The 16,344-nt window shown below is 67.6% G+C and carries 14 protein-coding genes; 13 read left to right on the top strand and 1 reads right to left on the bottom strand.

Features of this window, described 5'->3' with window-relative positions; translation table 11 throughout:
• Window positions 1–43: 43 nt before the first annotated feature.
• From ACK5F2_RS10610 to ACK5F2_RS10590, 5 genes are all read left to right on the top strand, one after another.
• A complete protein-coding gene (locus tag ACK5F2_RS10610; RefSeq protein ID WP_409864553.1) occupies window positions 44–1,462 on the top strand; it encodes a hypothetical protein in 1,419 nt (472 codons plus the stop codon).
• A gap of 24 nt (window positions 1,463–1,486) precedes the next feature.
• Window positions 1,487–2,146: a prolyl oligopeptidase family serine peptidase gene (locus ACK5F2_RS10605; RefSeq protein ID WP_409864589.1), complete on the top strand. Its 660-nt coding sequence runs from the start codon at window positions 1,487–1,489 to the stop codon at window positions 2,144–2,146.
• The gene (locus ACK5F2_RS10600) at window positions 2,143–2,778 is read left to right on the top strand and encodes a DUF924 family protein (RefSeq protein WP_409864552.1); all 636 of its coding nucleotides are present in this window, start codon (window positions 2,143–2,145) and stop codon (window positions 2,776–2,778) included. The genes ACK5F2_RS10605 and ACK5F2_RS10600 overlap by 4 nt, the downstream gene beginning before the upstream one ends.
• Before the next feature lie 189 nt (window positions 2,779–2,967).
• A complete protein-coding gene (locus tag ACK5F2_RS10595) occupies window positions 2,968–3,462 on the top strand; it encodes a hypothetical protein (RefSeq protein ID WP_409864551.1) in 495 nt (164 codons plus the stop codon).
• Window positions 3,459–5,711, top strand: coding sequence for an ATP-binding protein (locus ACK5F2_RS10590; RefSeq protein WP_409864550.1), 2,253 nt, complete (start codon window positions 3,459–3,461; stop codon window positions 5,709–5,711). The genes ACK5F2_RS10595 and ACK5F2_RS10590 overlap by 4 nt, the downstream gene beginning before the upstream one ends.
• Before the next feature lie 37 nt (window positions 5,712–5,748).
• On the opposite strand, the gene murB is transcribed toward ACK5F2_RS10590, so the two are convergent.
• On the bottom strand, window positions 5,749–6,786 hold the full coding sequence (gene murB / locus ACK5F2_RS10585) for a UDP-N-acetylmuramate dehydrogenase (protein WP_409864588.1): 1,038 nt from the start codon (window positions 6,784–6,786) through the stop codon (window positions 5,749–5,751).
• An 88-nt stretch (window positions 6,787–6,874) separates the two neighbouring features.
• Here murB and ACK5F2_RS10580 point away from each other — a divergent pair, with 88 nt between their 5' ends.
• The 8 genes from ACK5F2_RS10580 (at window position 6,875) to ACK5F2_RS10545 (ending at window position 16,243) form a co-directional block, all read left to right on the top strand.
• The gene (locus tag ACK5F2_RS10580; RefSeq protein ID WP_409864549.1) at window positions 6,875–7,369 is read left to right on the top strand and encodes a YajQ family cyclic di-GMP-binding protein; all 495 of its coding nucleotides are present in this window, start codon (window positions 6,875–6,877) and stop codon (window positions 7,367–7,369) included.
• A gap of 5 nt (window positions 7,370–7,374) precedes the next feature.
• Entirely contained in the window at window positions 7,375–8,025 is a 651-nt protein-coding gene (locus ACK5F2_RS10575) for a TIGR02281 family clan AA aspartic protease (protein ID WP_409864548.1), read from the top strand.
• 62 nt (window positions 8,026–8,087) lie between these two features.
• Window positions 8,088–10,889 (top strand): XrtA/PEP-CTERM system TPR-repeat protein PrsT, encoded by a 2,802-nt coding sequence (prsT, locus tag ACK5F2_RS10570; protein ID WP_409864547.1) that lies wholly within the window; start codon window positions 8,088–8,090, stop codon window positions 10,887–10,889.
• A 215-nt stretch (window positions 10,890–11,104) separates the two neighbouring features.
• Entirely contained in the window at window positions 11,105–11,956 is an 852-nt protein-coding gene (locus ACK5F2_RS10565) for a PEP-CTERM sorting domain-containing protein (protein WP_409864546.1), read from the top strand.
• A gap of 204 nt (window positions 11,957–12,160) precedes the next feature.
• On the top strand, window positions 12,161–13,360 hold the full coding sequence (locus ACK5F2_RS10560) for an acyl-CoA dehydrogenase family protein (RefSeq protein ID WP_409864545.1): 1,200 nt from the start codon (window positions 12,161–12,163) through the stop codon (window positions 13,358–13,360).
• A 16-nt stretch (window positions 13,361–13,376) separates the two neighbouring features.
• Complete coding sequence (locus ACK5F2_RS10555) at window positions 13,377–14,489, top strand: acyl-CoA dehydrogenase family protein (RefSeq protein WP_409864544.1); 1,113 nt, start codon at window positions 13,377–13,379, stop codon at window positions 14,487–14,489.
• The gene (locus ACK5F2_RS10550) at window positions 14,476–15,495 is read left to right on the top strand and encodes a P1 family peptidase (RefSeq protein WP_409864543.1); all 1,020 of its coding nucleotides are present in this window, start codon (window positions 14,476–14,478) and stop codon (window positions 15,493–15,495) included. The genes ACK5F2_RS10555 and ACK5F2_RS10550 overlap by 14 nt, the downstream gene beginning before the upstream one ends.
• Before the next feature lie 7 nt (window positions 15,496–15,502).
• Window positions 15,503–16,243 carry a pseudouridine synthase gene (locus ACK5F2_RS10545; protein ID WP_409864542.1) on the top strand — a complete coding sequence of 247 codons (741 nt, stop codon included), beginning with the start codon at window positions 15,503–15,505 and terminating at the stop codon, window positions 16,241–16,243.
• Window positions 16,244–16,344 lie beyond the last annotated feature (101 nt).

Here is a 16,344-nt window from a genome sequence, read left to right as displayed (position 1 = left end):
GTGGGCGGATGGCGTCCTCCGGTCGCGCTGAACCGGAGCCCCGATGCCGCAAGACCTGCCCCCCGACACCCTGAAGGCCGAGATCGGCCAGGACGATCCCTACCTCTGGCTGGAGGAGGTGGACAGCGAGCGCGCCCTGAGCTGGGTGCGCGAGCGCAATGCCCAGAGCCTGGCGCGACTGCAGGACGGCCAGCGCTACCCTGCCCTGCGCCGCGAGCTGCTGGAGGTGCTGAACGCGCACGACCGCATTCCGCAGATCACGCGCCGCGGTGCCTTCTTCTACAACCTCTGGCAGGACGAAGCGCACAAGCGCGGCCTGTGGCGGCGCTGCACGCTGGACGAGTACCGCCGCCCCGAGCCCGCCTGGGAAACCGTGCTGGACCTGGACGCCCTGGGCGCGGCCGAGGGCGAGAGCTGGGTCTTTGCCGGGGCCGATGCCCTGGGCCCCGACTACCGGCGCTGCCTGGTCTCGCTCTCGCGCGGCGGGGCCGACGCCCATGTGGTGCGCGAGTTCGATCTGGTGGACAAGCGCTTCATCCCGGCCGCCGAGGGCGGCTTCGAGCTGCCCGAGGCCAAGAGCCAGCTGGCGTGGATAGACGCCGACACCGTTTACGTGGGCACGGATTTCGGCCCCGGCTCGCTCACGGACTCGGGCTATGTGCGCGTGCTCAAGCGCTGGCGCCGCGGCACGCCGCTGGAGCAGGCCCAGACCGTGTTCGAGGGCGAGGCCCAGGATGTTGTGGTCTCGGTCCAGGTGGACCGCCGCCCGGGCTATGAGCGAACGCTCTTCGTGCGCGCTCTCGACTTCTACCGCCAGGCCAGCTTTCTGCTGCAACCCGATGGCTCACTGACCCGGCTGGACCTGCCGGACGATGCCCAGCCCCATTTCTGGGGCCCGCACCTGCTGATCTCCCTGCGCAGCGACTGGGTGTTGGAAGGCCAGACGACCCATGCCAGCGGCAGCCTGCTGCTGGCCGATGCCGCTGCCTATCTGGCCGGCGAGCGCCGCTTCCAGGCCCTGTTCAGGCCCAGCCCCACCCGATCCCTGGCGGACTACACGCTCACCCGCGAGCATCTGCTGCTCAATGTCTCGGAGAACGTGGCCAGCCGCCTGGAGGAATGGGACTTCCGCTGCACGCCACCGCGCCATCGCAGCGTACCCGCCCCCTTCCCCGGCACCCTGGGCCTGGCCGGCCTGCACGACGACGAGCTGGCCGAGGACCCGCTGGCCGACCACTACCTGCTGAGCTACACCGACTTCCTCACCCCCGACACCCTGGCCCTGGCCCGTGCGGGCGAGGACGCCCGCGAGCCGCTCAAGGCCCGCCAGCCCCAGTTCGAGGCCGCCGGCATGCGCGCCGAGCAGTTCTTTGCCCGCAGCGCCGACGGCACGGCCGTGCCCTATTTCGTGATCTGGCCGGCCGGAGCCAAAGCCGATGGCCGCAACCCCACCCTGCTCTAGGGCTATGGCGGCTTCGAGGTCAGCCTGCAACCCTGGTACTCGGGCGGCTTTGGCCGCGCCTGGTACCAGCGCGGTGGTGTGCTGGTGCTGGCCAATATCCGCGGCGGCGGCGAGTTCGGCCCCGCCTGGCACCAGGCCGCCATCCTCGAGCACAAGCACAAGAGCTACGAGGACTTCATCGCCGTGGCCGAGGACCTGATCGCCCGCGGCATCAGCCGCCCGGCCCAGCTGGGCATCATGGGTGGCAGCAATGGCGGCCTGCTAGTGGGCGCGGTCAGCATGCAGCGGCCCGAGCTCTTCAATGCCGTGGTCTGCCAGGTGCCTCTGCTGGACATGCGCCGCTATCACCAGCTGCTGGCCGGCGCCTCCTGGATGGCCGAGTACGGCAACCCCGACGAGGCCAAGGACTGGGCCGTGATCTCGCGCTACAGCCCCTACCAGAATGTGCGGGCCGAGCGGCAGTACCCACGCATCTTCTTCACCACCTCCACGCGCGACGATCGCGTCCACCCCGGCCATGCCCGCAAGATGGCGGCGCGCATGCTGGAACAGGGCCACGAGATCCTCTACTACGAAAACATCGAGGGCGGCCACGGCGGCGCGGCCGACAACGAGCAGCGCGCCACCTTGCAGGCCCTGGAGTACAGCTACCTCTGGCAGCAGCTGGACGGGGAGAGAACATGAACAGCAACGCCGCACAGAGCACCCCGAGCGCCCTGCCAGACGGCACCCTGCCGGAAGGCGCCCGCGCCGTGCTGGACTTCTGGTTCGGCGCGCCGGGCAGTGCCGAGGCCGGCCAGTACCGCAAGGCCTGGTTCATCAAGGACGCCGCGTTCGACGCCCAGATCCAGGGCCGCTTCGCGCCTCTGCTGGAGACCGCCCTGGCCGGCGGTCTGGCGGACTGGAGCGCGGCCGGGCCCGAGGGGGCGCTGGCGCGCATCCTGCTGCTGGACCAATTCACCCGCAACAGCTATCGCGGCACGGCCCGGGCCTTTGCCGGCGACCCGCAGGCCCTGGCGCAAGCCCTGAGCCTGGTGGACAGCGGCGCGGACCGGCAGCTCGCGCCGCTGCAGCGCCTTTTCGTCTACCTGCCTCTGGAGCATGCCGAGGACTTGGGCCTGCAGCAGCGCTGTGTGCGCCTCTTCGAGGCCCTGGCCGCCGAGGAAGCCCGCCTGGACGGCGCCCTGGACTATGCCCGGCGCCATCATGCGGTCATTGCCCAGTTCGGCCGCTTCCCGCATCGCAACGTGGCCCTGGGCCGCGACAGCACCGAAGCCGAGCTGGTCTATCTGGCGCAGCCCGGCTCAGGCTTTTAGAAGCGCGGTCTTGAGTCGCCTCAAGCACAAGCGACTGCCCCGGGTCGCGGCATCCCCTCCCCCGGGATAGGTACCAGGAATCCTCTCATGGGCGTGGCACGACTGCCTGCCTAGAATCCGCAGCCGCTTCAGCTCTGAAGCGATTCAAGCTTGCTCGCGCTGATGCTCCCACACCCCATGCATGGCCTCTTGTCCCGCCGGTCCCTGTTGAACAGCCTGCTGAGCCTGTGTCCCGGCCTGGCCTGGGCCTTGCCAAACCCCAGCGGCGGCGTGGTGCTGACACTCAGCGGACGGCTGGGACAGAGCAATAGCGAGGGCCGCGCCCTGTTCGACATGGCCATGCTGGCGGCCCTGCCCCAGCACAACCTGGTGCAGAAGACGCCCTGGTACAGCGGGCCACGCAAATTCACCGGCCCCCTGTTGCGGGACGTGCTGGCGGCAGCCCAGGCCCAGGGCCAGCAGATCGACGCCGTGGCCATCAATGACTACAAGGTCAGTATTCCCATGGAGGATGTGCAGACCTTGCCGGTGATCCTGGCAAGACTGCTCGACGATCAGCCCATGCTGCTGCGCGACAAGGGCCCGCTGTTCGTGGTCTACCCCTTCGAGAGCCATCCGCGGCTGCGCAACACGCTGTACTACAGCCGTTGCATCTGGCAGCTCAAGAGTCTGGACGTCCGGTGAGCATCACCAACTCGCTCTCACCGCGCCGCCTGCGCCAGCTCGTGGCGGGCCTGGGCTTGTTGCTGCTGCTGGTCTTTGCGAGCTCGGGCTTGCTGCAGTCCCGTCAGCTGGAGCTGTTGAACGCCAGCCGCCAGTACCAGGACGACTACCTTGTCTGGAGCGTGTTCCAGTACGAGGTCGAGTATCTGAAGCTGCGCAGCCTGCTGGCCGAGAGCGTGCAGCGGGGGGACGCGTCTTCCGCCCAGGCCGCCGCGGAGCGCTTCGAGATCTTTGTGAGTCGGCTGGGGCTGATCGAGGGTGAGCACGCTGCCAAGGTGCTGGGGGCTCATGCGGACTACCGGCGCATGATTGCCGACAGCCGCGCCCTGGTGAGCTGGGCCGATGCCCTGCCGCTGGACGCCACCCTGATCAAGGAGCAGCCCGAGCAGGTGCGAACGATGCAGGAGAAGCTGGCCGGGCTGGCCCCGCTGATCACCGAGCTCTCCGTGACGGCGTCTCATCATGTGGCGGAGCAGGTCAATGCCCGCACCGATCTGGTTCGCAAGCAGAGCAGCCTGAGCCTGGGCCTGACCCTGCTGCAGTGCGCCCTGGCCCTGGGTCTGGCAGTGGTGGTCATGCTCCAGCTGCGCAGCCTTGCGCGCCATGGGCGCCGGCAACGTGCCCTGAGCCGACGGCTGCGCAAGGCGCGCCGCGCGGCAGAGGCCGGCAGCCGGGCCAAGAGCACCTTCCTGGCCAATATGAGCCATGAACTGCGCACCCCGCTGCATGGGCTGCTGGGTATGCTGGAATTGCTCAGGGACTCGCGACTCGATGATGTGCAGCGCCTGCGCCTGCGGGCCGCACAGGACTCGGCCCAGCATCTGCTGGCCATACTCAATGACATCCTGGACCTCTCCAAGACGGAGGCTGGCGCACTCAGCATCCATGACGCGCCCTTGCAGCCCGCGCGGCTGCTGCGCGAACTGGACGAGGCCTGCCATGCCCTGGCGCGCGCCAAGCAGCTGGGATTGAGCTTCGAGCTGGATGCCCGCCTGCCGCCCTGGATCCTGGCCGACGCCACAAGACTGCGGCAGATCCTGCTCAATCTGCTGAGCAATGCCATCAAGTTCACCGATCAGGGGCAGGTCACGCTGCGCCTGGACCTGGGCACGGACGCACAAGGCCAGCCCAGACTGCACTGCCAGGTCCGGGACAGCGGCATCGGCATGGACGAGGCCCTGCTCGGCCGACTGTTCCAGCGCTTCAGCCAGGGCGACGACAGCAGTTCGCGCCGCCACGGCGGCACGGGTCTGGGCCTGGAAATCTCTCGCAATCTGACCCGCGCCATGGGCGGCGACATTCGGGTCAGCAGCCAGGCCGGCCAGGGTTCCTGCTTCCTGCTGGATCTGCCTTTGCACGCTTGTGAGGCGCCGGTGCCGGAGCTGGAGGCCCCCGCCCGGGCGAAGACGGCGCCCGAACGCCCCCTGCGCATCCTGGTCGCCGAGGACCATGCCACCAATCGCCTCTATCTGGAGGCGGTGCTGGAGCAACTCGGTCACAAGGCCTGTGTCTGCAGCCACGGTTTCGAGGCCTTGCAGCAGTTCTCCCGGCAGGACTTCGACCTGGTGCTGATGGATCTGCATATGCCGGTCATGGATGGCTACGCCGCCAGCGCCGCCATGCGCGCCCTGCCCGGACGCAAGGGGCAGACAACCATCGTGGCGCTGTCGGCCGATGCATTTGCGGACTCGCGGCGCCGGGCCCTGCAGGCCGGCATGAGCGAGTTTCTGGCCAAGCCCCTGGATCTGCGGGCCCTGTCGGCCTTGCTCGACCGGCTCGCGCGACAGGAGGCGTCGACCCAGGCTGAGGCGCCGCAGGCCGGCGAGCTCCCCCCTTCAAGCAAAAGCGTGCCCGCTGGAGTGCAGGCACCGGAGTTCGACGAGGGCGTCCTGCAGAATCTGGTGCGCCATCTGCCACCCAAGAAGGTGCCTGGGCTTTATCAGTGCTTTGTGCGCGAGTTGCCCGAGAGCCTGGAGCGTCTCGAGGTCGCCCTGCGGGAGCCCGATACCGAAACCCTTCGCGCCACCGCCCACGCACTCAAGGGCGCCAGCGCCAATCTCGGCCTCAAGGGGGTCTGCCGTGCAGCACGCGAGCTGGAGCGGGCCGTGCACGAAGGCGCCGATGCCTCGATCCTGCTGCAAACCACGCTGCGCCTGAGAGCGGCCTTGGAGCGCAGCACAAGCCTGTGCGCCGAGCGCGGGCTGCTTTGAGCAGCCTCAGGCCAGGCCAGCTCGCAAGGCGTGGCGCTTACAGCAGCACCGGCTCGGGCTCCAGGCGGATGCCGAAGCGGCCGTAGACGCTCTCCTGGATGGCGCGTGCCAGGGTCACGACCTCGGCGCCGCGCGCCTCGCCCCGGTTGACCAGGACCAGGGCCTGGCGCTCGTAGACCGCCGCCCCCCCCACGGTCTTGCCCTTCCAGCCGCAGGCATCGATCAGCCAGCCCGCAGCCAGCTTCACCGTGCCATCCGGCATGGGGTAGTGCACGATGCCGGGGTCGCGGCCGATGATGTCGCGGCACTGCTCCTCGCTCACCACCGGGTTCTTGAAGAAGCTGCCGGCATTGCCGATCCGGGCCGGGTCGGGCAGCTTGGCGCGGCGGATCTCGCAGACCCAGTCATAGATCTGGCGGGCATCCGGCGCCGTGATGCCGGTCTCGGCCATCTTGCGCTGCAGGTCCAGATAGTCGAGCTGGGGCTGCCAGGGCCGGGGCAGGCGAAAGCGCACGCGGGTGATCACGCTCTTGCCCGCCAGGCCACCGAAGACGGACTCGCCGTCCTGCTTGAACACGCTGTCGCGATAGCCGAAGCGGCAGACGGCCGCCGGCAGCAGGGCCGTGCGGCCGGTGACCAGGTCCACCGCGTCCAGGCTCTCGAAACGGTCCTTGAGCTCGATGCCATAGGCGCCGATGTTCTGCACCGGCGCCGCGCCCACGGTGCCCGGGATCAGGGCCAGATTCTCCAGTCCGGGATAGCCCTGCTCGATCGTCCAGCTCACCAGATCGTGCCAGCGCACACCCGCGCCGGCCTCGACGATCCAGGCATCCTCGCGTGTTTCCAGCAGGCGGATGCCCGGAATCTCCATCTTCAGCACCACGGCCTGTACATCGCGGGTGAGCACGATATTGCTGCCGCCGCCCAGCACGAACTTGGGCGCACGGCCCAGTTCGGGGTGATCCACCACGCGACGTACATCGGCCTCCTCGCGGATGCGCACCAGGCGCTCGGCCAGGGCCGGCAGGCCGAAACTGTTGTAGGACTTGAGGTTGACATCCCGCTCCAGCAGCAGGGCCGGCGAGTTCGGGGGATTTACAGCGTGGTCGGGCATGGCAGAATTTTCGCCGATCAAGGGCAGTCCGCCCGCACAGAAAACCGATATGCCTAGTTTTGATACCGTTCTCGAGCCCGATATGGTCAAGGTCCGCAATAGCGTGGACGCCAGCGCCAAGGAAATTTCCACCCGCTTCGACTTCAAGGGCACCAGCGCCAGCATCGAGTTCAAGGACAAGGAAAAAGAGATCCACGCCACCGGCGATGCCGAGTTCCAGCTCGAGCAGATCGAGGGTGTGCTCTATGCCAAGCTAACCAAGCAGGGCGTGGTGCTGGGCTTTGTGGACAAGCAGGAAAAGATCGAGAAGCTCGGCGGTGACCGCGTCAAGCAGGTCTACAAGATCAAGTCCGGTCTGGAAGCCGCCGAGGCCAAGAAGGTCGTGGCCGCCATCAAGAACAGCAAGCTCAAGGTGCAGGCCGCCATCGAAGGCGATATCGTGCGCATTACCGGCAAGAGCCTGGATGATCTGCAGGCCGCCCAGGGCGTGCTGCGCAAGGAGCTGGCGGACCTGCCCGTAAGCTTCGAGAACTACCGAAAGTAATCCTCATGATGCGTGCCCCCGCCTTGCTGCTCACCGGTCTGGCAATGGCCGGCGCATCGGGGGCCCAGAACGTCAGCTTCAATGGCAGCCTGGGTCAGAAGGCCGCCCTGCTGGTGATTGACGGGCAGCCGACGACCGTGAGCGTCGGCCAACGGGTGCGAGGCGTCAAGCTGCTGAGCCTCGAGGGCGAGCAGATCGTGGTCGAACTTGAGGGCGGTCGTCGCCAGAGCCTGAACCTGGGCAGTACGCCTGCCCGGGTCGGCGCTGCTGCGCAGAGCACGCCCCAGGCACGGTCCATTGTGCTGAGCTCGGGCCCGGGCGGGCATTTCATCACCCAAGGCACCATCAACAACCGGGTTACGCAGTTCTTGGTCGATACCGGCGCCACCACGGTCTCTCTGGCTCAGGCCGAGGCGGAACGCCTGGGCCTGAAGTTCAGCGAGGGCCGCCGGGTAATGACCCAGACCGCCAATGGCGTGGTGCCCGCCCATGTGCTGCAGCTGGCCAGCGTGCGCGTGGGCGATGTGGAGATCCACAACGTGGATGCCATCGTCGTGCCCGGCCAGATGAGTCATGTGCTGCTGGGCAACAGCTTCCTCAACCGCTTCCAGATGCGCCGCGAAAACGACACGCTGACCCTGCAGCTGCGCTACTGACCCCCTCCTGGGCCCTATGCCGGGCCAGCCTACAGGCGCTCCAACCCTGGCGCGCGAAAGCCATGACACGAATTTCCAAGCAGAAAACCCGTATTCAGCTCGCCCTGGCTCCCCTGGCACTGGCATCGACACTGGCATGGGCCAACACGGGCAGCCGCCACTATGACGATGCCTTGACCCGCTACGCCAAGGAAGATCTGAGCGGCGCCATCGTGCAGCTCAAGAACGCCATCCAGGCCGACCCGAAGATGCTGGCCGCGCACCTGCTGCTGGGCAAGGCCCTGCTGCGCACCGGCGACATCAAGGCCGCGGAAGCGGCGCTGGAGCAGGCCCAGGCTCTGGGCGTGGCGCGCAGCGAGGTCGTACTCCCCCTGGGTCAGGTCTACCTGATCCTGGGCGAGAACCGCAAGATCATTGAGAGCCTGAATACCGATGGCCTGAGCGGCAGCACCCTGGCCGAGGCCCTGGTGCTGCGTGGCAGTGCCTATGCCATGCAAGGCAACCGGACGCTGGCAGCGCAAAGCTTCGAGCAAGCGCGCCGCGCCGCTCCGGACATGGCGGCCCCGCTGATCGGTGAGGCCAAGCTCAAGCTGCGCAGCGGTGATGTGGCGGGCGCCAAGGCCAGCGCCACGCGCGCCACCGAGCTGGAGCCCAAATCGGCCAGCGCCTGGACCACGCTGGCAGCGGTGCTGCAGATCACTGGCGAGAGCACGCCAGCGCTCGTCGCCCTGGACCGCGCACTGGCCTTGGAGAAAGGCCAGGTGGACGCTGTGGTGGCTAAGGCCGGTCTGCTGGCCCTGCTGGGCCGCAACGCCGATGCCGGCAAAACCCTGGACGTCCTGAAGCAGGGGGCCATCGTCGACCCCAGGGCCAGCTATCTGCGCGCAGCCCTTGCCACCCGCAGCGGCGACAGCAAGAGCGCCCAGAAGTTCTTCACGGAAGTGGTGGAACAGACCGACATCCTGCCACCAGGCGTGGTCAATGGGGACGAGGCGATCCTGATGGCCGCCGCCCTGTCCCATCAGGCGCTCGGCAATGCCGAAAAAGCCCGCGAGAGGCTCAAGAACCTGCTGATACTCGCACCCAAGCACTTTGCCGGTCAGCTGCTGCTGTCCTCCCTGCTGATCGATGCACGCGAGTACAGCCAGGCGCAGCCCATCCTGGAAGGGCTGCTGCGCGAGTCGCCCAACGAGCCCGCCATCCTGAACGCCCTGGGGCGACTGCATCTCGGTCGCAAGCACTACCGGCAAGCCAGCGAGTATTTCGAGCAGGCTCTTGGCAAGGCGCCCAGCGCCATGGTCATGCGGGATCTGGGCATCACTCAGCTGGGCCTGGGCAATGACAAGCGGGGTATCGAACTGCTCGAAGCCGCCCTGGCACAGAACCCCAAGGACGTGGATGTGCTGACGCGCCTGTCCATGCTCTATGCCCAGCAAGGGCTGGCCGACAAGGCACGCAAGACGGCCGAGGCCGCCGTCCAGGTGGATCCCGGCAACTTCACCATGCACAGCTTCCTGGGCAATATCCGCGGCCGCACGGGTGACAAGAAGGGGGCCCGCGACGCCTTCGAAGGTGTGCTCAAGCTAGACCCCAAGTTCCTCCCGGCCGCCGTCAATCTGAGTTGGCTGGACATCGAGGAGCGCCGCTTCGAGCCGGCTCGCCAGCGGCTCACCCAGCTGCTCAAGGAAAACAACCGTGACGCCGGGCTCATGTTCCAGCTCGGCGTGCTGGAATTCCGCGCCGGCCGTCTGAATGAGGCCCTGCCCCTGTGGGAGCAGGCCATGAGCCTTCAGCCCAACGACACCAGGGCCGGCATGGCCATGATCGATGCGCTGAGCAAGCAGGGCGATATCACACGCGCTCTGAGCGTGGCCAAGACCCTGGCAGCCAAGAACCCCAGCGATGTACCGGTGCTGATTGCCCTGGGCCAGACAAACATGAGCGCCGGCGATCTGCAGCGCGCGCGCGGCACCCTCCGCGATGCCTCCCGCCTGGTGGACCAGGATGCGGAGAGGCTGGTCATGCTGGGCCGCATGCTGCTGGCCGCTGACGGCGTGGACGACGCGATCTACAACGTACAGAAGGCCCTGCAGGCTCGCCCCAACGATCTGGGCGCCATGAGCCTTCAAGTGGAAATCGAGTTCAAGCGCGGCGACCGGGCCAAGGCCGACGCCGCGCTGAAGGCGCTGAATGCCAAACATCCCAATGAAACCCTGACGCACACCGTGAACGGCCACGCGGCCATGGGTCGGGGCCAGTTTGCCGCGGCGGCAGACAGCTACCGCAGCGCCTTCAATCGCTCGCCCGGCACGCCCAATGCCATTCTGCTGGCCAATGCCCTGCTCGCTTCCGGCCAGGCGCAGGCTGCCGTCAGCCTGCTCAGCGATTGGCAAAAGAAGCAGCCTCAGGACCGGAACGCGCTGTTCGCCCTGGCGGAAGTTCAGTCACAGGCCGGCTTGGCGTCGGACAGCAAGCAGAGCTATTCCCGCCTGCTTCAGGCCGATGGCGGCAACCCCATCCTGTGGCTCAAGTACGCCGGCAGCCTCATGAAGGCTCGCGACCCGGCGGCCAAGTCCGCCGCGGAAAAGGCTGTGCAACTTGCACCTGGCAATGCCGAGGCGCTGGCCCTGCTTGGCACCATCATGGTGCAGCAGGGTGAGGTGGAGTCTGGCGTGCATCGGCTTCGGGAGGCCAGGCTGCGTGCACCGTCCTCCCCGGAGCTGCGCCTGAGCCTGGCCGCCGGCCTGAGCCGGCTGGACCGCAAGGCCGAAGCCCGGGAGGAGCTGAAGGCAGCCCTCAATCTCGCCCCCGGGCTGTCAAATCGCCCGGATGTGCAAGCCTTGCGCAAATCGATTGGCTTGTGAGGCCTGCTGAGGCCGAGTGCAATCCTTATCTGCCTGTGAGGTACACCTCCCGGATGCCGGAACTGACGGCACAGGCCATCGAACCGGCTCTTGCGGACGCATATCACGCCCCTTCAAACGGGGGGTACGGCCCCAGCTCAAAACCCTGCTTGCACTGCTACCATGCCACCACACTGCGTAAAAGCTCGGCACCAAGCCACTCAGGGATATCGAAAATGACCCACGCGACTACTGCGTTCAAGCGATTCTTTGCTCCCCTGCTGCTCACGGCGGCGGCTTGTGTCACGCTGCCCGCGGCTGCACAGAGCCTGTACTGGGGCACCGGTGGCGGCATGACGGAATCGGAGCGGCTAAAGTTCGGCAACACAACGAGCCGCGATGTGTCCTTGGGTGCCATGAGCGTCTCCACCAGCTCGACCAAGGCCAATTCCTTCTGGGTTTATTGCCTGGACCCCCTGAATGGCGCCAACCTGCCCAGCGCCTACACCACGACCTCGCTCAGCAACTTCATCACCGGCTCGGGCACGCCGACCTACACGGCCTTGTTCTCGGCCACGCCCTATACGAGCTCCGCCTACAACACGGGCTCGTCCAGCACCCAGTACGGCCTGCAAGCCAACAAGACCACGGTTCTCAACAACCTGGTTGAGCTGTATTCGCACGCCTACGAAGACTCGCTGAAGAGCGCCCAGAAGTCGGCAGCCTTCCAGTACGCCATCTGGTCGATTCTGGGTGAATCCGAATCCAACTACGGCATCGGTGCTGGTGGTCTGCGTGACACGGACACCGACACCGGATTCCAGACGCAGGCGGCCGCCTACCTGAGCGCGGTGACCAGCACGGCCGCCAACGCCTGGGGCAATGTCAATAATGTCAACCTGTCGGCGAGCACCAGCTACACCTACCAAGTCTTCGCCTCCAGCCCGCTGGGCGGCTCACAGACCTTCCTGTCCGTCTCCAAGGCCACGGGCGGCAAGGTATCCGAACCCGCTTCCTTGGCCCTGGTGGGCATCGCGGCCCTGGGCGTGATCGCCGGGCGCCGTCGCAAGAGCAAGTCGGCGGCCTGATGGTCCGCATATAAAGCCGGCAAAGCGCCACAAGGTGGCGCTCTGGTTCAAAAAAGCGACCCACGGGTCGCTTTTTTCATGCCCAGATCCTGAAAGCGCGTCTATCAGTTCCACCCACTGAAGCGCCTGGCTTGCGGCGTCGCCGAGAGGACAGGCGGGAATAGCACGACCGTGCTACAAACGGCGCCGCAACAAGGAGAGCGCATGGACCTCAAGTTCACACCGCAGGAGCTGGCCTTTCGAGCGGAGGTGCGTCAATGGGTGGCGGAAAACCTGCCGCAAGACATCAGTGACAAGGTGCACAAGGCCCTGCGCCTGAGCAAGGACGATCTGCAGCGCTGGGCCCGCATCCTGGGCAAGCAGGGCTGGCATGGCTGGGCCTGGCCCAAGCAGTTTGGCGGCCCGGGCTGGAATGCGGTGCAGCGCCACCTGTTTGAGGAAGAATGCGCCCTGGCCGGCGCGCCACGCGTCGTGCCCTTCGGGCCCGTGATGGTGGCCCCCGTCATCATGGCCTTTGGCACACCCGAGCAGCAGCAGCGCCATCTGCCCGGCATCATGAGCGGCGAGGTCTGGTGGAGCCAGGGCTACAGCGAGCCCGGCTCAGGCTCCGACCTGGCCTCGGTAAAGACCCGCGCCGAGCGCCGTGGCGACAAATACATCGTCAACGGCCAGAAGACCTGGACCACCCTGGGCCAGTACGGCGACTGGATCTTCTGCCTGGTGCGCACCGACCCCACGGTCAAGCCCCAGGCCGGCATCAGCTTCCTGCTGATCGACATGAAGTCGCCCGGCGTCACGGTGCGACCCATCATCATGCTGGACGGCGAGCACGAGGTGAACGAGGTCTTCTTCGACAATGTCGAGGTGCCGGTGGAGAACCTGGTGGGCGAGGAAAACAAGGGCTGGACCTATGCCAAGTACCTGCTCGCCCATGAGCGCAGCAATATCGCCGATGTGAATCGCGCCAAGCGTGAACTGGAACGGCTCAAGCGCATCGCCAAGGCCGAAGGCGTCTATGAAGACGTCCGCTTCCGCGACCAGATCGCCCTGCTGGAGGTGGACATCGTGGCCCTGGAAATGATGGTGTTGCGCGTGCTCTCGGCCGAAAAAAGCGGCAAGCAATCGCTGGACGTGGCGGGCCTGCTCAAGATCCGCGGCAGCGAGATCCAGCAGCGCTACACCGAGCTGATGATGCTGGCCGGTGGCCCCTTCTCCACGCCCTATATCCACGAGGCCATGGAGGCCGGCTGGCAGGGCGACCAGGCCCTGGGTGGGCTCTGGCCGGGCGGGGCTGCGCATTGTGCGCCCCTGGCCGGCACCTATTTCAACTACCGCAAGACCACCATCTACGGTGGCTCCAACGAGGTCCAGCGCAATATCGTGGCGCAGACCGTGCTCGGCTGACCCAGGGGTGCAAACCATGGATTTCGACTTCAGCGAAGACCAGGACTCCCTGCGCGACGCCGTGCGCCGCTGGGTGGACAAGGACTATGACTTCGAGCGCCGCCGCGCCATCGTGCGGGCCGGCGGCTTTGACCGCACAGCCTGGGAGGGCCTGGCCGGCCTGGGCCTGAGCGCCCTGCTGGTGCCCGAGGACCAGGGCGGCCTGGGTCAGGGCCCCGTGGACGCCATGGTGGTGATGGAGGAACTGGGTCGCGGCATCGTGCTGGAGCCCTATGCTCAGGCCGCGCTCATCGCCCCCACCGTGCTGGCCTGGGCGCCGGCCGAGGTCCAGGCCCGATGGCTGCCGCGCATCGCCGGCGGCGAGGCCCTCGTGGTGCTGGCCCATCAGGAGCGCGGCGCGCGCTACCGGCTCGACCGGGTCAACACCCAGGCCGATGCCCAGGGGCGACTCAGCGGCAGCAAGAGCCTGGTGCCGGCCGGCGATGTGGTCGAGGCCTTCATCGTGCCCGCGCAAACACCCCAGGGCCTGGCGCTCTACCTGGTGGAGCGAGAGGCCCCCGGTCTCAGCACGCGCGGCTACAGCCTGCAGGACGGCTCGCGTGCCGCCGAGCTGCAGCTAAACCAATGCCCCGCCACCCTGCTGGCGGGGCCGGATCAGGGGCAGTCCGTGCTGGAACTGGCGGTGGACGTGGGCATTGCCGCCCTGTGCGCCGAGGCCGTGGGCGCCATGGACAAGTTCGTGATCCTCACCGCCGACTACCTGAACACCCGCAAGCAGTTCGGCGTGCCCATCGCCAGCTTCCAGGCTCTGCGCCACCGCATGGCCGATGTGAAGATGCAGCTGGAGCTGGCGCGCTCCATGAGCTACTACGCCACCCTCAAGCTGGGCGAGCCGCCCGAGGCCCGTCGCCGCGCCCTCTCCCAGGCCAAGCTGCAGCTGGGCCAGTCCATGCGCTTCGTGGGGCAGCAATGCACCCAGTTGCACGGCGGCATCGGTGTGACGGACGAATATGTGGGCAGCCATTACTTCAAGCGCCTCACGGTGATGGAGATGCAGTTCGGCGACAGCCTGCACCATCTGGCCGAGGTTAGCGCCCGCATGCAGGAGCAGGCCGGTGTCTTTGCCTGAGGCCGCCGGCGTCAGCGGCGGCGGCATCTGCGATGTTCCCGGCCTGAGGGTCGGGCACTGGACCAGCCCGCTGCGCCCCACCGGCTGCACCGTGCTCCTGTGCGAGCAGGGCGCGGTGGCCGGGGTCGATGTGCGTGGCGCCGCACCGGGCACGCGCGAGACCGATCTGCTAGCCCCCGAGAACACGGTGGAGCGCATCCACGCCCTGCTGCTCTCGGGCGGCAGCGCCTTTGGCCTGGATGCTGCCAGCGGCGTGATGCGCTGGCTGGTGGAGCGCGGCCATGGCCTGGCCGTCGGGCCCGCCCGGGTGCCCATCGTGCCGGCTGCAGTGATCTTCGACCTGTGGGTGGGCGAGAACCCGCGCATCACCCCCGATGCCGCCGCCGGCTACGCCGCCTGTGAGGCCGCCAGCCGCATCGCGCCGGCCGAGGGCAGCGTGGGCGCCGGCGCCGGGGCCACGGTGGGCAAGCTGCTGGGCTTTGAGCGCGCCATGAAAGGCGGCATCGGCAGCGCCTCGCTGCGTGTGGGCGATCTGGTGGTGGGAGCCTTGGTGGTGGTCAATGCCGTGGGCGATATCCTGAACCCGGCCGATGGACGACTGCTGGCCGGAGCCCGCGGCGATGACGGTCGGCCGATGGGCATGGTGCAGGCCCTGCTGCAGGGCCAGGCCCTGCCCGGCGGCCCGCTCTCTGGCAGCGCCACCACCTTGGGGATAGTCGCCACCAACGCGCCGGCCTTGCTCAGCGGCGCCACCAAGCTGGCCCAGATCGCGCACGACGGACTGGCCCGCAGCATCAATCCGGTGCACAGCGTGAGCGACGGGGACACGATCTTCGCCCTGTCCACCGCCGCCGCAGGCAGCACACAGCCCGGCGCCGATCTGCGCCTGCTCGGCCTGCTGGCGGCCGAGGCCACAGCCCTGGCGGTGCTGCGCGGGGTGCGTGCGGCGCGCGGTCTGCCGGGCCTGCCTGGCCTGGCAGACCTCGACGGGACGGCAGCGGGATAATCGCGCCATGCGTTTGTCACAGATCCTGTTTTCCCAAGGCTTCGGCACCCGGCGCCTGTGCGCCGGCCTGATCCAGCACGGCGAGGTGCGCGTCAACGGCGAGCTCGTCGAAGACCCCGAGGCCGAGTTCGAGCCCGAAGGCCTGCAGTTCGAGGTCAGCGGCAAGACCTGGCCCTATTACGAAAAGGCCCTGATCCTGCTGAACAAGCCCGCCGGCTACGAGTGCTCGCAAAAGCCCAAGCACCACCCCAGCGTGATGAGCCTGCTGCCCGCCCCGCTGCGCGAGCGCGGCGTGCAGCCAGTTGGCCGTCTGGACGAGGACACCACGGGCCTGCTGCTGCTCACCGACGATGGCACCCTGATCCACAAGCTCACCAGCCCCAAGCACCATGTGCCCAAGGTCTATGAGGCCCGCTGCAAGCATCCGCTGAGCCCCGAGCAGGTGGCCCAGCTGCTGGCTGGCGTGGAACTGCGTGAGCCCGAACCGGTGGCACGCCCTGGCCGCCCCGCAAGGCCCGCGCCGCCGCCCGAGTTCACCCGCGCCGAGGAGGCAGAGGCCTATGACAGCCACGGCCTGCGCCTGACGCTCACCGAGGGCAAGTACCACCAGGTCAAGCGCATGGTGGCAGCCGTGGGCAACCGGGTGGAAGCGCTGCACCGGCCGCGCTTTGGCGCGCTGAGCCTGCCCGAGGATCTGCCGCCTGGGGGCTGGACCTGGGTGAGCAGCCCGGCACTCATCTGGCCCTGAGCCGGGATCGGTGCCTGCGGGTATGTCCTAGGGCGTGCTGCGGCGACCACGCCACGCACAAGGGTTGCCCCTAGGCGTCTTGTCATCTGAAGCCGGTAGAA

The organism is Roseateles sp. (genome assembly GCF_046300915.1).
GTDB lineage: Bacteria > Pseudomonadota > Gammaproteobacteria > Burkholderiales > Burkholderiaceae_C > Kinneretia.
The sequence above is the reverse complement of the archived record's forward strand: the minus strand, read 5'-3'. Positions and strand labels throughout refer to the sequence as shown.